The following is a 16,870-nucleotide window of genomic DNA, read 5'->3' as shown; positions in this document are numbered from 1 at the left end:
GCAACGCAGTATTGTGCTCAAGTAGTCACTATCCCTGTATCCTTCATTAACCGCTCACGTACTCTGGAGCTGATGTCATGACCGAGATGCAACCTTCTGCAGCGGCAAAACCTGGTGTGTTGTCGCTGGCGATTCGAGAAAAAGCCGCCCTGTTTGCGGCGTATATGCCTTTTGTCAAAGGCGGGGGCTTGTTTATCCCCACCAGCAAGTCTTTTAAAATGGGCGAAGAAGTGTTTATGTTGCTCACTTTGCTCAATGATCCAAACAAGCTCAAAGTGGTAGGTAAGGTGATCTGGATCACGCCGCAGGCGGTCAACAACAAGCCGCAAGGCATAGGCATTCAGTTTAGTGACAAAGATGGCGGTGCCGAAGCCAAAAAACGGATTGAATCTATCTTGGGTGCCGCACTCAAATCTAGCCGACCGTCGAATACCATTTAGTGATTAGCACGCAGACAGAAAGAATATGTTAGTAGATTCCCATTGCCACCTGAATTTTCCCGAGCTGGTCCAAAACATGGATCAAGTATTGGAGAGCATGCGCAGCAACCAGGTGGGGCATGCCTTGTGCGTCTCGGTCACGCTGGATAAATTCCCCGAAGTACTTGCCATTGCCGAGCAGTATCCCAACATTTATGCCTCAGTCGGCGTGCATCCTGATTACGAAAACATTACCGAGCCTACCGTACAAGGCCTGGTTGAACTGGCCAATCATCCACACGTGGTGGCGATTGGCGAAACCGGACTGGATTACTTCCGTTTAACTGGTGATTTGTCCTGGCAGCGCGAGCGCTTCAGAACGCATATCCGGGCGGCAAGGCAGACGGGTAAACCCTTGATCATCCATACCCGTAATGCGTCCGAGGATACGATCAAGATTATGCAGGAGGAGGACGCGGCCGAGGTCGGGGGCGTCATGCACTGCTTTACAGAAAGCTGGGAGGTGGCCCAGGCCGCGATTGCCATGGGTTTCTATATCTCGTTTTCCGGCATCGTGACTTTTAAAAATGCCCAGGCGCTCAAAGACGTCGCGCAAAAGGTGCCGCTGGCATCCATGTTGGTAGAAACCGACTCCCCCTATCTGGCACCTATCCCATTCCGTGGCAAAACCAATCAGCCCGCTTATGTGCGGCATGTGGCAGAAGAAATTGCGCGCCTGCGCGAGCAGCCATTACAGCAGATCATGGACGCAACCACCGCTAACTTTTTTAAACTGTTCAAGCACGCCCAGCCATGCAACTGACCATACTAGGCGTAGGCTCCAGCGCAGGCACGCCCGCGATCGGCTGCCAATGCGCCACATGCAGCTCGACCGATACGCGCAACAAGCGCACACGTTGCTCCAGTATGGTCACACTGGATGACGGCCGCGTGATCCTCATAGACACCTCGCCAGACCTGCGCCTGCAAGCTTTGCGCCAACAGATGCGCAGGGTGGATGCCGTGCTGTACACGCACACCCATGCAGATCACCTGCACGGCATTGATGATTTACGCGCGTTTTGCCAGATCAACCGCTGCCAGATCCCGCTCTACAGTTATCCCGAGGCGGTTACCCATATTCAGGAAAAGTTCGGTTACACCCTGCGTGACCCCATCCCCACCTACTGGGACTTACCCGTTTTGGCTGCACATACCATCGAGGGCCCGTTTGAAGCGGCTGGTCAGCACATTATTCCCATCCCCATCATGCACGGCAAAATCCGCATCTACGCCTACCGTATCGCTAACTTTGTCTACATGACCGATGTCTCCGAGATCCCGGAAAGCGCGTATGCCTTGCTGCAAGGGGTAGACCTGTTGCTCATAGATTGCCTGCGCGAAAAACCGCACCCCACGCATGTCAACGTTGAGCAATCACTGGCCCTGATTGAGCGCATAGGCGCCAAGCGCAATGTGCTCATTCATATGACCCATGAGCTTGAATACCAGGCCCTGCAAGCCAGGGTGCCTGCCAATGTCCAGGTCGGTTATGACGGCATGCAACTTGATTTTTAAACGGTGCACCAAGGGCTTTAAATCTTGCCCTAAAGCCAACTAGCCGATTAGCCAGGTCAACCAAAGCCAGACATAAACAGTTATACTTGCACAAAACAATAATTCAGCAATTTGATTTTGGATAACAGGAAGTAAACATGAAGGTATACACCCATCTTATGACCGCCTTGGTCACCGCCACACTTGCTCTGGCTGCAACCAGCGCACTGGCAGGCAAAACCTACGATGAAAACGACTTTATCAACGGCTTTAGCGGAAAATCCAAAAAAGTGGTGCTCGAAAAACTCGGCCAACCCTTTAAAAAACAGCAATCCGTCAAACCCACCAACGCCAACAGCATGATCGCAGGCATTGGCAAACAACAAGACAGCTCAAAACCTGTACAGGTTGAGATGTGGTACTACAAAAACCTGGTCAAATACGACAAAAAGAACACGTACAAAGAAACCGAAGTCACTTTTGTGAATGACAGAGTGATGAATATTGGGTTCTTTAATAATCGCTAGGCAATTCAGTTGCTGGATTAAAAAAAGCCTCGGCAGACCGGGGCTTTTTTATTTTTCCATTAACAAGTAATGATTATGCGAGGTTTATGTTGCAATGCCATGCCGCTTAAATTTTGCTTATACTTTTGACAATTAAATAATCAATGATGGATGATTATTATGAACAGTCTAATTGATTTCTTTGAACGGCTACTAACTAACTTCACATGGTCTCGACTCACATTTACATTCGTTTTGCTGTTTCTTCTGATTAGTGCAATCTTTGCATATGAAGCGTATACACAGCACTTTGCTCTGGAGAGGCTTGATAAGCAAGTTAAAATTTTCGATCAATTAGTAACATTATCTGAAAAGCTAAACTTGGAGGAAAATGACAAGGTGCTAAATGAATCCTTTAAAAGCCTAGTAGCTGGGTTTAACTCTCAGGTAAATTATAAAAGCTATGTAGGTGTGGATGGGGCAAGTTTAACTACAAGGTATTCGTTCCCTGAGTGGTTTACAAAGAGTATTTATATTTTATTTCCTTGGCTGGTTTTAAGCTTTTTTTTGGTAGTCACCATGACCTCTGGTAGGGCAAGTGCGATGGGCGGAATAATGTTCGTGTCTTCATTTTTCCTACTCATAGGACTAATTTTACCCAGCTTTAAGGAGACACCTTGGGTGATGAAATGGGCCTACCCATGGGGTGCTATGATAATTTCGGTTTTTCTAATTGTTATTTTTGATAGAAGAAAAAAAGGAATATAGGTTTTGAAGTTTAAACAGAGTCAATTACCAAAGAGTGTTAAACTGACCACATGTTGATTCAAAAAACAGCCAAGAAAATTCTTTGTAATACACAAAAAACATTGTTTGCTTGGGAGTCTAATTTGGCACAGCTGGAAAGCTGCTTGATGGTGCCCAGAAGAGGACTCGAACCTCCACGTCGTTAAACACTAGTACCTGAAACTAGCGCGTCTACCAATTTCGCCATCTGGGCTAAAGAAGCTGTGCATTTTAAAGGAAGAATAAATATTGTCAACCAGAAAAACTAAAAAATCCCTGCGTGCAAATGACCCGCAGGCCCAGCGTGAAGCTGAGTTATACCAAACACCGCTGCCTAGTCGCGAGTTGGTGTTGCAGTTGTTGTCAGACCAGGGCATTCCCCTGAGTGCTGAGCAGATTTATGTGATGCTCGATATCAGCCATGATGAGCGTGACATTTTTAACCGCCGGTTGGGCGCGATGGAGCGCGATGGCCAGTTGATGCGTAACCGCAAGGGTGCGTTTTGTTTGCCGGATAAAATCCATTTGATTGCGGGGACCGTGTTCGGACATACCGATGGTTATGGGTTCTTGGTCCCCGATGATAAAACCAAAAATCCTGAAGATATCTTTTTAGGCCCCAAGGAAATGACCTTGGTCATGCATGGCGACCGCGCCATGGTGCGGTTGGCCGGGGTGGATCGCAGAGGTCGACCTGAGGGCAAGCTGGTTGAGGTGCTTGAGCGGGCGAATAAGACCCTGGTGGGGCGTGTGATTCGCGCCCAGGGCGTGACCATCGTTGCGGCTGAAGACAAGCGTATCAGCCAGGATATCCTGATTCCATACCATCTGGATATGGATGCGCAAGTGGGACAGGTGGTGACGGTTGAGTTAACCGAATATCCTTCTTCGCACTCTAACCCCATGGGCAAAATTGTCGAGATTTTGGGCAATTATGCGGATAGCGGCATGGAGATTGAGATTGCCTTGCGCAAGCATCATTTGCCGCATCAATTCAATCCTGCGGCGCTCAAGCAGGCAGAAGACTTTCCTAAAACCGTACAAGCCAAAGATTATAAAGGCCGCAAGGATTTGCGTGATTTGGCTTTGATCACGATTGATGGTGAAACCGCACGTGACTTTGACGATGCTGTGTTTGCTGAGCCGCAAGGCAAAGGTTGGCGCCTGGTGGTGGCGATTGCGGACGTGAGCTTTTATGTGCAGCCTGGGGACGCGCTGGATAAAGAGGCGTTTGACCGCGGTAACTCGGTGTATTTTCCGCGTCGTGTGATCCCGATGTTGCCGGAGGCTTTGTCTAACGGGCTGTGTTCGTTGAACCCGGATGTTGAGCGATTGTGCATGGTGTGCGATATGCAAGTGGACGGGCAGGGCGTGGTCAAGCAATACCAGTTTTACCCTTCGGTGATGCAGTCTAAAGCGCGCATGACGTACACCAAAGTCGCTGCCTTATTGCAGGGCGAAGATGCTGCGTTGAGTGAGGAATATACCTGGCTGTTACCGCATTTGCAGAACTTGAATAGCGTATTCAGACTCATGCTCACGCAACGCGAAAAACGCGGTGCGGTGGAGTTTGAATCCACTGAAACCATGATGGTGTTTAACGATAATGGCAAAATCGACAAGATTGTGCCGGTGGTGCGCAATGATGCGCATAAACTGATTGAAGAGTGCATGCTGGCGGCCAACGTCTGTGCCGCTGACTTTTTGCTCAAAAACGAGCAGACCTGCCTGTTCCGTATCCATGAAGGGCCGACGCCAGAAAAACTGGAGGCCTTACGCCTGTTTATGGGCGAATTTGGTTTTGGTGTGGGTGGGGGCGAGAGCCCGCACGCCAAAGACTACGCCAAACTCATGCAGCGTATCAAAGAACGTCCGGATGCGCAGTTATTACAGACAGTCTTGTTACGCTCGATGCAGCAGGCGGTGTACAGCCCGGATAACGTCGGCCACTTTGGTCTGGCGTATGAGGCGTATACGCATTTCACTTCGCCGATCCGCCGCTATCCTGACTTGCTGGTGCATAGAGCGATCAAGGCTGTGGTGGAAGGTAAGCGATATCAGGCCAAAGACTGGCATCACCTTGGCGTGCACTGTTCCATGACCGAGCGCCGTGCCGACGACGCAACCCGCGATGTGACGAACTGGCTCAAATGCTTTTACATGCAGGATAAAGTGGGCGAGGTGTTCAGTGGTACAGTGGCAGGTGTCACCAGCTTTGGTTTGTTTGTGGCGCTGGATGAAGTTTATGTGGAAGGCTTGCTGCATGTCACCGATCTGGGCAATGACTATTTTATCCATGACAAAGCCCGTCATGAGATGGTGGGGGAGCGCACCGGCGTGCGCTATCGTTTAGGCGACCGCTTAACCGTGAAGGTAGTGCGTGTGGATCTTGAAACTACGCGTATTGACTTTACCCTTGTCGGCAAGTCAGAGGGCGTGGTTGATCCGACAGATGGTACTGTCACTGAATCATTGGCCGTGTCCAGCATGAAAAAGACACGGTCTGCCAAGCCGGTTGAAAAGGCGGTGCCCGCAGTGTGGGAAGCCCCCAAAACGGCTAAACAACCAGCCAAAAAATCAACCAGATCCGGCACCAGCACGTCTCGCAGCGCCGCAGAAAAGCCCGCTGCGAGCAAACCTGCTCCGGCCAGAAGCCGCTCAGCCAAAGACAAGGGCCGCCATTCTGCGCAAAAAAATAAAGGCAAACCCAAGGCGAAAGCCCGATAATCCCAGCCGTTCAATCAGATTGAAAAATTGCTTTATGAAAAATCTGGGATAATAGCGGTTAATGCAATATTGCCCTGCTTGGGGCATCTCGTCGCGCACGGGGCAGTGAATGTGGCTGCCTCTGCGCGATTCGTATTTTCACTTTTGCCTAAGCATAAGCAAAAGGGATCAAAAATTTAGGAGTGATTATGTCGGAAGCCCGCATTTTGTTTGGTTTTCATGCGGTGTTGAGTCGCATGCGTCAGCATGGTAGCAGCATTCAGGAAATTATTATTGACCAGGACCGGGTGGACGCGCGGATGCGTGATTTGCTCGAGATGGCTAAAGGGCAGAATATCCGCGTGATTCAAGCGGATCGCCAGCGCCTGGATGGCTTTATCGGTGCGCATGGCCGCCATCAGGGCGTGATTGCGCGCGTGATTGAAACGCCCATGCCTTACAAGGATATCCACGATGTGCTGGAGTCTGATCTGGATGAACCGCCGTTCTTCCTGGTGCTGGATGGTGTGCAAGATCCGCATAACCTCGGGGCTTGTTTGCGGGTGGCCGATGCCATGGGTGTGCATGCGATTATTGCACCCAAAGACCGCTCTGTTGGCCTGAATGGCACGGTGCGTAAGGTTGCCAGTGGCGCGGCCGAAACGGTGCCATTTATTGCCGTGACCAATCTGGCGCGCACCTTACGCGAGCTGAAAGAAGCGGGGGTGTTTATTGTTGGCACCACCATGGATGCGCCGGGCTCGCTACATAATACCAAGCTGCAAGGCCCTATCGCCCTGGTGATGGGGGCTGAGGGCGATGGCATGCGTCGATTGACCGAGGAAACGTGTGATGCCTTGATTACCATCCCCATGTTTGGCACGGTACAAAGCCTGAATGTGAGTGTGGCCAGTGGCATTGCGCTATACGAGATTCGCCGTCAGCGCGTCTTGGCCGTCTAACTAAAGACCTCAATCCACATGACCCTAAGCTTGCAGGATTTGTGGCAGCAACTGCGCCAACAGGACCGCCGTTTGTGGTTGGGGCAATGCCTGGCTTTTTGCGGGGCGATGGTAGCGGTGCCGATTCCGCTATTGATGCCCTTGCTGGTGGATGAGGTATTACTGCACCAACCGGGCAAACTCACGAAATTAATGACGGCGCTGCTCCCCGCCGAATGGCTGGGGCCGATTGCCATTATCGTGGTGGTGACGGTGTTCACGATCAGCTTGCGCTTAAGTAGTGTGTTGCTCGGCGTGGCGACCACCCGTATTTTTGTCGGCTTATCCAAACAGGTGACGCTGGGGGTACGGCAAATGCTGCTGGATAAACTGGGCAGGATACGCATGCAAGTCTATGAAAGCCTGGGTGCAGGGCAAGTCACTGCCAGGTTGCTCACCGATATTGAGACGCTGGACAAGTTTTTAGGCGAGACCATCGCCAAAGTGCTGGTCGCCGTCTTAAGCGTGATTGGCGTAGCTGTTGTCTTGCTCTGGATGCATTGGCAACTGGCGTTGATTATCCTGTTCTTGAATCCGTTTGTTATCGCGCTGACCATGGTCTTGGGCAAAAAGGTCAAAGCCTGGAAGCAGCGTGAGAATGGCGCCTTTGAGGTTTTGTCGCAATCGGTGAACGAGACGCTGGAAGTGATGCAGCAACTGCGGGCCAGCAATAGCGACCGCCGCTTTCTGGATAAAGCCAAGCAGGCGGCAGAGGCAGTTAGAGCCGCCGCCACGGCTTCCGGCTGGAAGTCTGATGCTTTGGCGCGTTTGTCATTCGGCGTGTTTTTATTTGGCTTTGAGATTTTTCGTGCCGTCGCCATGTTGATGGTGGTGTTTTCCAACTTGTCTGTCGGCCAGATGATCGCCGTGTTTGGCTACCTGTGGTTCATGATGGGCCCGGTGCAAGAGCTGTTGTCGGTACAAGTGTCTTATTACGCGGCCAAGGCGGCGCTGGGTCGGATCAACCAGGTATTGGCGGCGGATGAAGAACCCCATTATTCTGCCACCGTACAAGCCCTGGATGCACACTCGCCTGCAGCAATCCGCCTGCAAAACGTGACCTTTGCTTATGGCGAAGGCGATCCTATTCTGGCCGACGTGACGCTGGATATTGCACCGGGTGAGCAAGTGGCGCTGGTTGGCGTCTCAGGCGCGGGCAAGTCCACCCTGGTGCAACTGTTGTTGGGCTTATATGCCCCCACTCAGGGCCAGATCTTATTCAACGGCCAGCCGATTGAGCAGTTGGGCTATGCACAAGTGCGCGCACACTTGGGCGTGGTGCTGCAACAACCCATGTTGTTTAATGACAGCGTGCGCCAAAACCTGAGTCTGGAGACCGCTTATTCGGATGATGCCTTATGGCAGGCGCTTGAAATTGCGCAGCTGGCGCAATTTGTGCGCGATTTGCCACAAGGGCTGGCGTCGCAGCTTGGACGCAGTGGAGTGCGCTTGTCCGGTGGCCAGCGTCAACGGCTGGCGATTGCTCGCATGATGCTGAAACAGCCGCAAATCGTCATCTTGGATGAGGCGACCTCCATGCTGGATACCCATACAGAAGCTTTGCTGCATCAGGCAATGCGCACTTTTTTGCGTGGGCGCACGACCATCATCATTGCTCACAGATTATCTGCCGTGAAAGAGGCGGACCGCGTGCTGGTGTTTGATGGTGGCCGCATCATTGAGGAAGGGCAGCATGAGACGCTGGTGCAGCAGGCCGGCAGTGTCTATCAACGCTTGTATGGCCAGCAGGCCAGCTAAGATTTGAGCCGCCTGCAGCTAAATGCAGGCGCTCACAAGGTAGTACGTTAAGGCTTCAACAGTCGAGACACTTCACTGCCTGGTTTGGCAGCGTCGCCGCTGGTGTTGAGCACATGTGTGATTTCGCCCGTCCCGCCCAGCGAAACGCTGGTCATGCGCTCAAACTGGATATGTTCACCCAACGGTGCCTCAATCGCGCTACTCAGTTTGACTTCCGGGTTGTCATTAAAAAAGCAGTACACGCCCATGCCGATAGCCCTGTGCTGTGTGACGTGATCAGCCACCTTGTAAGAGGCAAAGCCGTTGCTGCTGCCATTCATCCAACTGGCCTGGTTGGGGACATCATAGGGCGCTTCACTCTGGTAAAAGTACACGGCGCCATTTTCGCCATTCCACACGGTTTGGTAGTCGTGGAAGTGCTCGACAAACAAGCCATACATGGTGACATCATCCCCGTTCACCACGATGCCATGCTTGGTTTTATTCGTAGACCAGCCGATGCCGTTGCCATGGTCGCCGCGCCATACCCACAAGTTATCGCCAATCACGTGATTGCTATTGATGATGACGCTATGCGTGGCATTGCCCACGCTGGCGCCGCCTACCCGGAAAAACACATCATGCAGGCTGATCGGGTTTTGGGCATGCGAAGTGGCGGTTTTGCTTTGGCCAACTTGCAATAACACCTCACTGTTTTTCTCACCTGCATCAAACAGCAGGCCGCCCAGGATCACGCCATCGACATCTTGCACTTGCATGGCGGGGTTGCCATGGGTCGGCAGCAGGGTGGCGATGCCTAAGCCGAGCACCACGGTATTGGCGTGCGAAATGTTGAGGGCTTTGTCTAGCGGGTAAATGCCCGGCGTCAGCAACAGATGCAGGCCTTTGGCAAGCGCCGCATTCAGGCTGTCAGCGTTATCTGTTGCCGCTTTGGCAATATAAAAACGGCTCAAGGGAATCGTCGTGCCGTTCAGGTGGGCGTCTTGCCAACTGATGCCTTGCGTCTGTTGACGCAAGGGAGGGACGTAAACCTGGTATTCACCAGCCGCGGTCACTGTCAAAAACGGCTTCTCGCGGACGATAGGCGTTTGCGGGACGTCGGTATAGGGTGGGTTAGGCCAATGCGACGCATCCGGGGCATGCTTGACGCCAACAAAGACCATATTCCAGTTGGCATTGGTCCAGCTGCCAATGTTGCTGTTTCTGGTTAACCATTGCTGCTGGGTGCCCGAATTGACTTGCTGGTCAATCAGGCTGTCGGCGATAAAGCCACCACTGGACCAGCCGCCATTATCATCCAGCAACATATTGCCACGCACATGCAGACGGCGTAGCGGTGAAGCTTGCGACACCGCCCATTGCATGGTGCCATTATCCGGCGTCACCGACAGGTTCTCTACGCTACGCCAGAAATTTTGTGTGGCATCTTCTTCGTGCCAGGTGGCCTTGACCTCAATCCCGCCCTGCAACATGACGTCATCAGGGTAGCGGCCCAGACCCATGAGCTGGGTATAAAAGCCCAGCTTGATCTTGTTATGGTAGACGCCCGGTTTGAACAATACCGCATAGCGTTCAGGCCCAAACTGGTTACTTTCTTGTTGTTTGAACAGGGCATCCAGCCTGGTCTGTACTTCTTCCGCCGGCATTTGTGGGTCGAGTACAAACACGTTCTCGCCAAAGTCGGGGGCACTGGCTTGTACTTTATGGGCATCCGCCTGGCATCCGGCTAAAAACAAAGCGGTGAGGCCCGCGCCAAATAGGGTAAACAGTGTTTTGTCGGCAATCCCGGAATACATAAACAGTTCGCTTTCTCTTACAAGTCCTCTAGTCAGGACCACGCTATTGTCCAGAAAATTCAAATTTTGTTGGCTTGCATGGCCGTCAGCAATGGGTGGTGCGATCCCGGGTTGCCAGACCTGCTGAGCTAGTTCAGCAAACTAACCCAGTTGCAAGGTACTCAAGGTTTCGCTACGCACACGTGCCAGCAGTTGCGCATCGTCAATCAATGATTCGCCATAGGAGGGAATCATGGACTTGAGCGTCTCTTGCCAGCCCTCGCTTTGCATGCGTTTGGCAAAACAGCGCTGTAATACATCCAGCATGGCCTGGACGCTCACCGATGCGCCGGGCGAAGCGCCGAGCAAGGCCGCCAGGCTGCCATCGGCGCTTGCCACAATCTCAGTGCCAAATTCGAGTTTGCCCCAATGCTGATGGCAGCGCTTGATGATTTGTACCCGCTGCCCGGCATGCGCCAATTGCCAGTGCTGGCTATCGGCCGCAGGCAGAAATACGCGCAAGGCAGACATGCGCTGCTCATGCGTTTGAAACACTTCCTTGATCAGGTATTTGGTCAGGTCCAGATTGTGTCGGCCCGCACCGAGCAGGCTCTTGATGTTTCTGACTTTGACAGATTTGGCCAGGTCGAAACGCGAGCCTTGCTTGAGAAAGCGCGTGGTGAATCCGGCATAGGGCCCAAATAGCAGGGCAGGCTTGCCTTGTATCATGCGCGTATCCAGATGCGGCACCGACATGGGTGGTGCGCCGACCGCAGCCTGGCTGTAAACCTTGGCATGATGAGTGTTGATCAGCGAGGGTTCATTACAAATCAACCATTGGCCACTGACCGGAAAACCACCATAGCCATTCGCTTCAGGGATCCCCGACTGCTGCAACAAGGGCAAGGCGCCGCCGCCGGCACCTAAAAACACAAACTGGGCCTCCAGAGTTTGTTTTTTACCGGTGACCAGATCCTGCACTTGAACTTGCCAGGGATGTTTTTCGCGCTTGTTCACTTGCTTGAGCTTGGTCACGCGGGATTGGGTGAGCAAGGTAAAGTTGGCTTGCGTCTTGAGGTGAGACACCAACTGCCTTGTCAGTGCGCCAAAATTGACATCCGAGCCATGGGCGACGCGTGTGGCAGACATGTGCGCGCCGCTTTCACGGCCACGCATCATCAGGGGCATCCACTCGTTCAGGGTTTCCGGCTGGTTGCTCCACTGCATCTCGGCGAATAAAGGATGCGCTTGTAATAACTCAAATCGCTGACGCAAAAAAGCACCGTCTTCAGCACCCCAAACCGCACTCAGGTGCGGGACGCGCTGGATAAATGCTGCCGCTTGCAGTGCCCCTTCTTTTGTCAGGGTAGACCAATATTGCAGAGACACCTCAAAGGCGGCGTTGATCTCCAGCGCGCGCCGAATCTGAATGTCTCCCTGCCGGTTTTTGGGGGTGTAGTTGAGCTCACAATACCCCGCATGGCCAGTGCCTGCATTATTCAGTGCATCAGAACTTTCAAGCGCAACGTCTTCGAGTTGCTCCACCATGCATATGCTTAAGGTCGGGTCGAGTCTATGCAATAGAGACGCCAGCGTTGCGCTCATAATGCCGCCGCCAACCAGCACGACATCGATGTCTGTTGTTGCCATGGTGCGAGTGTCCCCTCATTGTCGCGCCTGCAGATTGGGCGCAAATTATATTGACGCCGCGCATTATAAATCGAAAAACCACGCGTATCATCTAAACTTGATGCTTTCGTGACGCATGCCAATAAGCCTGGGGCTAACTTGTCAATAAATTGCTTTTACGGTAAGCTTAAGGATGAAATTAAAAAGGTTCAAAACCACAAAAAAATCAAGCCTGGCTTAGGTTTATCTTCAACCGGATTTGACTGGAACAAGATTTACTGGGTCGTTGATCTGAATTTCCGATTTGGTGTTGTCTCATTGCAGTCGTTATGCTCTTGAGACACCTAAATTTAGGCGCATGAAAATGTTTGCGAGTGGCTAGCCGGCATAGCCACCATGCGGATCTAGTCCGATCAGGCTTAAAAACACAAAAGGGTTGGGGTGTATATGAAAAATCCGTTGGAATCTGTTGCAGGATCCGTTCTCTCTGGTGTGTTGCTCACGCTGGCGCTGGTTTTTTTCCTCAAAAATTTTGTGGTTGCAGGAGGCTGATACGATGGAGCTGGTTCCGGCACTCGCAAGATGGTTTCATGTATTGGCAGGCATTACCTGGGTGGGCCTGCTTTATTATTTTAATCTGGTGCAAATGGCAGGCTTGAAAGCGGCCGCTGCAAACGGTACGGCTGCGGGTATTAACAAACATATCGCGCCACGTGCCTTGCTGTGGTTTCGTTGGTCTGCTGTGGTGACTTGGTTGGCGGGTGCGGCATTGTTGGGCCCACATTTTACCGATGCGTTCGCCTTGCGAGGCGGGTTTGAATTGATTGGTGTTGGTGCCTGGCTGGGGACCATTATGCTGTTTAATGTTTGGGTGCTGATTTGGCCCAATCAGAAAAAAATACTTGGCATGGTGGCTGCGGATGAACAGGCGAAAAACAATGCAAGACGTGTTGCCATGTTCGCCTCACGCACGAACTTGATGCTTTCTTTACCCATGCTGTTTTTTATGGCCAATGGGTTGAGTCATCGAGCCGTATTAGGGTTTTAGCGGGTTTAAGACGTTTACGGCGGCTTAAGCCGCCGTTTTTGTTTTTTGAAAAAGGGTTTGAAATGCATTCGGAACATTTAATGAACACCTATGGCAGACAGCCAGTGACCTTTGTTAAAGGTGAGGGCGTCTGGCTCACAGACACTGCCGGTGATCGCTATCTGGATGCGCTGTCTGGCGTGGCGGTGAATGGTTTGGGGCATACCCATCCCAAATTTGTAGCGGCGCTCAATGCACAAATCGCCAAACTGATCCATGTCTCCAATATCTACCAGATTGCAGAACAAGCAGCGTTGGCCGACAAAGTGGCTGAGTTGTCTGGTATGGATCGCGTATTTTTCTGTAACTCAGGCTGTGAAGCCAATGAGGCCGCGATTAAATTGGCGCGTTTGTACGGACACAACAAAGGCATAGACCATCCTGAAATCATCGTCATGGATCAAAGCTTTCATGGCAGGACCATGGCTACTTTGTCAGCGACCGGTAACCGTAAGGTGCAAGCCGGTTTTGAGCCCTTGGTAAGTGGGTTTGTCCGCGTGCCTTTTGATGACATCGAAGCCGTCAAAGCAATTGCAGCCCATAAAAACAATGTGGTGGCTATTCTGGTTGAGCCAGTGCAAGGCGAGGGCGGGATTCATATTCCAGCCAGTTTGAAAGCCTATTTGCAAGGCTTGCGTGCGCTGTGCGATGCCAATGGCTGGTTGCTGATGCTGGATGAAGTCCAGTCAGGCATTGCCAGAACCGGCACCTGGTTTGCTTTTCAGCATAGTGGCATCCTGCCGGACGTGATGACATTGGCCAAAGGCCTGGGTTCAGGCGTGCCGATTGGGGCTTGTGTCGCGCGTGGCGTGGCCGCAGAAACCTTTACGCCTGGTAAGCATGGGTCAACCTTTGGCGGGAACCCGCTGGCCACGGCTGCTGGTCTGGCCACATTAAATATCATTGCCGAAGAACAATTACGTGAAAACGCACAGACGGTTGGCGACTATATTCGCGAACAGTTTACGCTTGCGCTCAAAGGCGAAGCCGGAGTCGTCAATGTACGCAATGCCGGCATGATGATCGGGATTGAGCTGGACAAACCATGTGCCGAGCTGGTCAAGCAGGCGTTGGCAGCAAAACTATTGATTAACGTCACCTCAGAAAAAGTGATTCGTTTGTTACCACCGCTGATCATGAATAAGCAGGAAGCAGATGAGTTGGTAAGCAGGTTAACGCCCCTGATTTTAAATTTCTTAAAGGCAAATGCTTGATTACGCAAGCGTCTACACATCATGAGTATTAAACATTTTTTGCAATTTAATGACCTGACACGCGACGAGATAGAGCACATCTTTACCCGTGCCAAATGGATTAAATCGCAATTTAAAGATTACAAACAATACTGGCCGCTGGTCGATCGCACGCTGGTCATGATTTTTGAAAAAGCCAGTACGCGTACCCGCTTGTCTTTTGAGGCCGGCATGCAGCAACTGGGCGGATCAGCCATCTATCTCAACACCCGTGATTCGCAACTGGGGCGTGGCGAGCCGGTTGAAGACGCGGCACAGGTGATTTCGCGCATGAGCGACATCGTTATGATCCGCACGTTTGAGCAAAGCATCATTGAGCGTTTTGCGCAAAACTCGCGCGTGCCGGTGATCAATGGCCTAACCAACGAATATCACCCATGCCAGATCCTGGCGGATATTTTTACCTTTATCGAGCACAGAGGCTCAATCCAGGGTAAAACCGTGGCCTGGATTGGCGACAGCAATAACGTCTGTAACACCTGGTTGCAGGCGGCAGAAGTGCTGGACTTTAATGTGCATGTGTCGACCCCGCCTGGCTATGAAGTCGAACCAGAGCGCGCTAACTTGTATGGCACGGATCATTTTGAGTCATTTGCTGACCCGATGGAGGCAGCTCTCGGCGCGGATCTGGTCACGACCGATGTCTGGACCAGCATGGGCTTTGAGGCCGAAAACGAAGAGCGCCGCAAAGACTTTGCCGATTGGCAAGTCGACGCTGACATGATGAAGGTCGCAAAAGCCGATGCCGTGTTTATGCACTGCTTGCCTGCGCACCGTGGTGAAGAAGTTTCGGCCGAGGTCATTGATGGCGCGCAGAGCGTGGTCTGGGACGAAGCCGAGAACAGACTGCACACGCAAAAAGCGCTGATGGAATATTTGTTGTTGGGCAAAGTTTGATTTTTCACCACTGAGACCCAGAGTGTTTCAAGGTGGTTTTCTCCTTGCCCTCTGTGATCTCTGTGGCAAAAAATTGTTTTTTATAGGTTCACTCTGACACGAAGTTGAAATTAAGCGTGTCAGACAGGCGTGACAGTAAACGTGACGCCAAAAGCATGTGTTAGCCACAGAGAACAGAGAGGTCGCAGAGAAAAAGCGCTTTTACAGATTTTCTCTTTATCTCGTTAGCTGTGAGGTAAAAATATTTTTTATGGAAATACAACTTCAATGAGCGATATTAAAAAAGCCGTATTGGCCTATTCTGGCGGCCTGGACACTTCCGTGATTCTGAAATGGTTGCAGGACACTTATCAATGTGAGGTGGTCACCTTTACTGCCGACCTTGGTCAGGGTGAAGAGCTGGAGCCCGCGCGCGAAAAAGCCAAAAAATTTGGCGTAAACGAAATCTATATTGATGACCTGCGTGAAGAGTTTGTGCGTGACTTTGTGTTCCCGATGTTCCGTGCCAACACCGTTTACGAAGGTGAATATTTGCTTGGGACCTCGATTGCGCGTCCGCTGATTGCCAAGCGCCTGATTGAAATTGCCAACGAAACCAAAGCGGATGCTATTTCGCATGGTGCCACCGGCAAGGGTAACGACCAGGTGCGTTTTGAGCTGGGTGCCTATGCCTTGAATCCCAACATCAAAATAATCGCCCCATGGCGTGAATGGGATCTTCTGTCCCGTGAAAAACTGCTGGCCTATGCCGAAAAACATGGCATCCCGGTTGAGATGAAGCACAAGCAAGGGGGCAGCCCTTATTCAATGGATGCCAACCTGTTGCATATTTCCTACGAAGGCCGCCACCTGGAAGACCCGGCAGCGGAAGCCGAGGAAGACATGTGGCGCTGGACCGTATCCCCTGAAAAAGCCCCAGACGCGGCCGAGTATCTGGACCTTGAGTTCAAACAGGGTGACATCGTTGCGCTTAATGGCAAATCCATGAAAGCACACGAGATTCTGGCTGAGCTGAACCGCTTGGGTGGCAAACATGGTGTGGGTCGTCTGGACCTCGTGGAAAACCGCTATGTAGGCATGAAGTCCCGTGGTTGCTACGAAACTCCAGGCGGCACCATTATTCTGAAAGCGCACCGTGCGATTGAAAGCATTACGCTGGACCGCGAAGTGGCGCACTTGAAGGATGATTTGATGCCACGTTACGCCAGCCTGATCTATAACGGCTATTGGTGGAGCCCAGAGCGTGTTGCCTTGCAAACTTTGATCGACCATACCCAGGCGACGGTGAATGGCTGGGTGCGCGTGAAGTTGTACAAAGGCAACGTGATTGTGGTTGGCCGTGACAGCAAAACTGATTCGTTGTTTGACTCGACCATTGCGACGTTTGAGGATGACAAAGGCGCTTACGACCAGAAAGATGCCGGCGGGTTTATCAAGTTGAATGCTTTGCGCATGCGTATTGCAGCCAACTTGCACAGCCGTAAAAAATAATTCTT

Annotated in this window: 14 protein-coding genes and 1 tRNA gene; 12 read left to right on the top strand and 3 right to left on the bottom strand. The window is 51.8% G+C overall.

Annotation, left to right across the window (positions count from 1 at the left end):
- Positions 1-77: 77 nt before the first annotated feature.
- The 5 genes from ACFQ1T_RS11050 (at position 78) to ACFQ1T_RS11030 (ending at position 3,250) form a co-directional block, all read left to right on the top strand.
- Positions 78-440 (top strand): PilZ domain-containing protein, encoded by a 363-nt coding sequence (locus ACFQ1T_RS11050; RefSeq protein ID WP_275355029.1) that lies wholly within the window; start codon positions 78-80, stop codon positions 438-440.
- A gap of 25 nt (positions 441-465) precedes the next feature.
- Positions 466-1,242, top strand: coding sequence for a TatD family hydrolase (locus ACFQ1T_RS11045; protein ID WP_379076553.1), 777 nt, complete (start codon positions 466-468; stop codon positions 1,240-1,242).
- Entirely contained in the window at positions 1,233-1,997 is a 765-nt protein-coding gene (locus ACFQ1T_RS11040; RefSeq protein ID WP_379076550.1) for an MBL fold metallo-hydrolase, read from the top strand. Before ACFQ1T_RS11045 ends, ACFQ1T_RS11040 begins: the two co-directional genes overlap by 10 nt.
- A gap of 137 nt (positions 1,998-2,134) precedes the next feature.
- Positions 2,135-2,503 (top strand): hypothetical protein, encoded by a 369-nt coding sequence (locus ACFQ1T_RS11035; RefSeq protein ID WP_194746858.1) that lies wholly within the window; start codon positions 2,135-2,137, stop codon positions 2,501-2,503.
- 159 nt (positions 2,504-2,662) lie between these two features.
- Entirely contained in the window at positions 2,663-3,250 is a 588-nt protein-coding gene (locus ACFQ1T_RS11030; protein ID WP_313988986.1) for a hypothetical protein, read from the top strand.
- 147 nt (positions 3,251-3,397) lie between these two features.
- Here ACFQ1T_RS11030 and ACFQ1T_RS11025 read toward each other — a convergent pair.
- Positions 3,398-3,482: transfer RNA gene (locus ACFQ1T_RS11025), tRNA-Leu, on the bottom strand.
- 35 nt (positions 3,483-3,517) lie between these two features.
- Here ACFQ1T_RS11025 and rnr point away from each other — a divergent pair.
- The 3 genes from rnr (at position 3,518) to ACFQ1T_RS11010 (ending at position 8,733) form a co-directional block, all read left to right on the top strand.
- On the top strand, positions 3,518-5,995 hold the full coding sequence (gene rnr, locus ACFQ1T_RS11020; protein ID WP_379076546.1) for a ribonuclease R: 2,478 nt from the start codon (positions 3,518-3,520) through the stop codon (positions 5,993-5,995).
- A 188-nt stretch (positions 5,996-6,183) separates the two neighbouring features.
- A complete protein-coding gene (gene rlmB, locus ACFQ1T_RS11015) occupies positions 6,184-6,936 on the top strand; it encodes a 23S rRNA (guanosine(2251)-2'-O)-methyltransferase RlmB (protein ID WP_194746855.1) in 753 nt (250 codons plus the stop codon).
- An 18-nt stretch (positions 6,937-6,954) separates the two neighbouring features.
- Entirely contained in the window at positions 6,955-8,733 is a 1,779-nt protein-coding gene (locus ACFQ1T_RS11010; RefSeq protein ID WP_379076541.1) for an ABC transporter ATP-binding protein, read from the top strand.
- A gap of 47 nt (positions 8,734-8,780) precedes the next feature.
- Here the strand turns inward: ACFQ1T_RS11010 and ACFQ1T_RS11005 are convergent, their stop codons facing one another.
- Positions 8,781-10,529 carry an adenylyl cyclase gene (locus ACFQ1T_RS11005; protein WP_379076538.1) on the bottom strand — a complete coding sequence of 583 codons (1,749 nt, stop codon included), beginning with the start codon at positions 10,527-10,529 and terminating at the stop codon, positions 8,781-8,783.
- A 141-nt stretch (positions 10,530-10,670) separates the two neighbouring features.
- Complete coding sequence (gene mqo / locus ACFQ1T_RS11000) at positions 10,671-12,158, bottom strand: malate dehydrogenase (quinone) (protein ID WP_379076535.1); 1,488 nt, start codon at positions 12,156-12,158, stop codon at positions 10,671-10,673.
- Between the two features lie 535 nt (positions 12,159-12,693).
- Here mqo and ACFQ1T_RS10995 point away from each other — a divergent pair.
- From ACFQ1T_RS10995 to ACFQ1T_RS10980, 4 genes are all read left to right on the top strand, one after another.
- On the top strand, positions 12,694-13,185 hold the full coding sequence (locus ACFQ1T_RS10995; protein WP_379076532.1) for a urate hydroxylase PuuD: 492 nt from the start codon (positions 12,694-12,696) through the stop codon (positions 13,183-13,185).
- A 62-nt stretch (positions 13,186-13,247) separates the two neighbouring features.
- Positions 13,248-14,438, top strand: coding sequence for an aspartate aminotransferase family protein (locus ACFQ1T_RS10990; RefSeq protein ID WP_313989003.1), 1,191 nt, complete (start codon positions 13,248-13,250; stop codon positions 14,436-14,438).
- Between the two features lie 21 nt (positions 14,439-14,459).
- The gene (gene argF, locus ACFQ1T_RS10985) at positions 14,460-15,374 is read left to right on the top strand and encodes an ornithine carbamoyltransferase (RefSeq protein ID WP_313989006.1); all 915 of its coding nucleotides are present in this window, start codon (positions 14,460-14,462) and stop codon (positions 15,372-15,374) included.
- A 267-nt stretch (positions 15,375-15,641) separates the two neighbouring features.
- Positions 15,642-16,865, top strand: coding sequence for an argininosuccinate synthase (locus tag ACFQ1T_RS10980; protein WP_275355048.1), 1,224 nt, complete (start codon positions 15,642-15,644; stop codon positions 16,863-16,865).
- The last annotated feature ends 5 nt before the right edge of the window (positions 16,866-16,870 follow it).

Origin of the sequence: Methylophilus glucosoxydans (assembly GCF_042676145.1) — a bacterium.
GTDB classification, from domain to species: domain Bacteria; phylum Pseudomonadota; class Gammaproteobacteria; order Burkholderiales; family Methylophilaceae; genus Methylophilus; species Methylophilus glucosoxydans.
The sequence above is the reverse complement of the archived record's forward strand: the minus strand, read 5'-3'. Positions and strand labels throughout refer to the sequence as shown.

Coding starts and splice junctions, on each gene's coding strand:
- ACFQ1T_RS11050 (WP_275355029.1), top strand. CDS start 78: ATGACCGAGATGCAACCTTCTGCAGCGGCAAAACCTGGTGTGTTGTCG.
- ACFQ1T_RS11045 (WP_379076553.1), top strand. CDS start 466: ATGTTAGTAGATTCCCATTGCCACCTGAATTTTCCCGAGCTGGTCCAA.
- ACFQ1T_RS11040 (WP_379076550.1), top strand. CDS start 1,233: ATGCAACTGACCATACTAGGCGTAGGCTCCAGCGCAGGCACGCCCGCG.
- ACFQ1T_RS11035 (WP_194746858.1), top strand. CDS start 2,135: ATGAAGGTATACACCCATCTTATGACCGCCTTGGTCACCGCCACACTT.
- ACFQ1T_RS11030 (WP_313988986.1), top strand. CDS start 2,663: ATGAACAGTCTAATTGATTTCTTTGAACGGCTACTAACTAACTTCACA.
- rlmB (WP_194746855.1), top strand. CDS start 6,184: ATGTCGGAAGCCCGCATTTTGTTTGGTTTTCATGCGGTGTTGAGTCGC.
- ACFQ1T_RS11010 (WP_379076541.1), top strand. CDS start 6,955: ATGACCCTAAGCTTGCAGGATTTGTGGCAGCAACTGCGCCAACAGGAC.
- ACFQ1T_RS11005 (WP_379076538.1), bottom strand. CDS start 10,529: ATGTATTCCGGGATTGCCGACAAAACACTGTTTACCCTATTTGGCGCG.
- mqo (WP_379076535.1), bottom strand. CDS start 12,158: ATGGCAACAACAGACATCGATGTCGTGCTGGTTGGCGGCGGCATTATG.
- ACFQ1T_RS10995 (WP_379076532.1), top strand. CDS start 12,694: ATGGAGCTGGTTCCGGCACTCGCAAGATGGTTTCATGTATTGGCAGGC.
- ACFQ1T_RS10990 (WP_313989003.1), top strand. CDS start 13,248: ATGCATTCGGAACATTTAATGAACACCTATGGCAGACAGCCAGTGACC.
- argF (WP_313989006.1), top strand. CDS start 14,460: ATGAGTATTAAACATTTTTTGCAATTTAATGACCTGACACGCGACGAG.
- ACFQ1T_RS10980 (WP_275355048.1), top strand. CDS start 15,642: ATGAGCGATATTAAAAAAGCCGTATTGGCCTATTCTGGCGGCCTGGAC.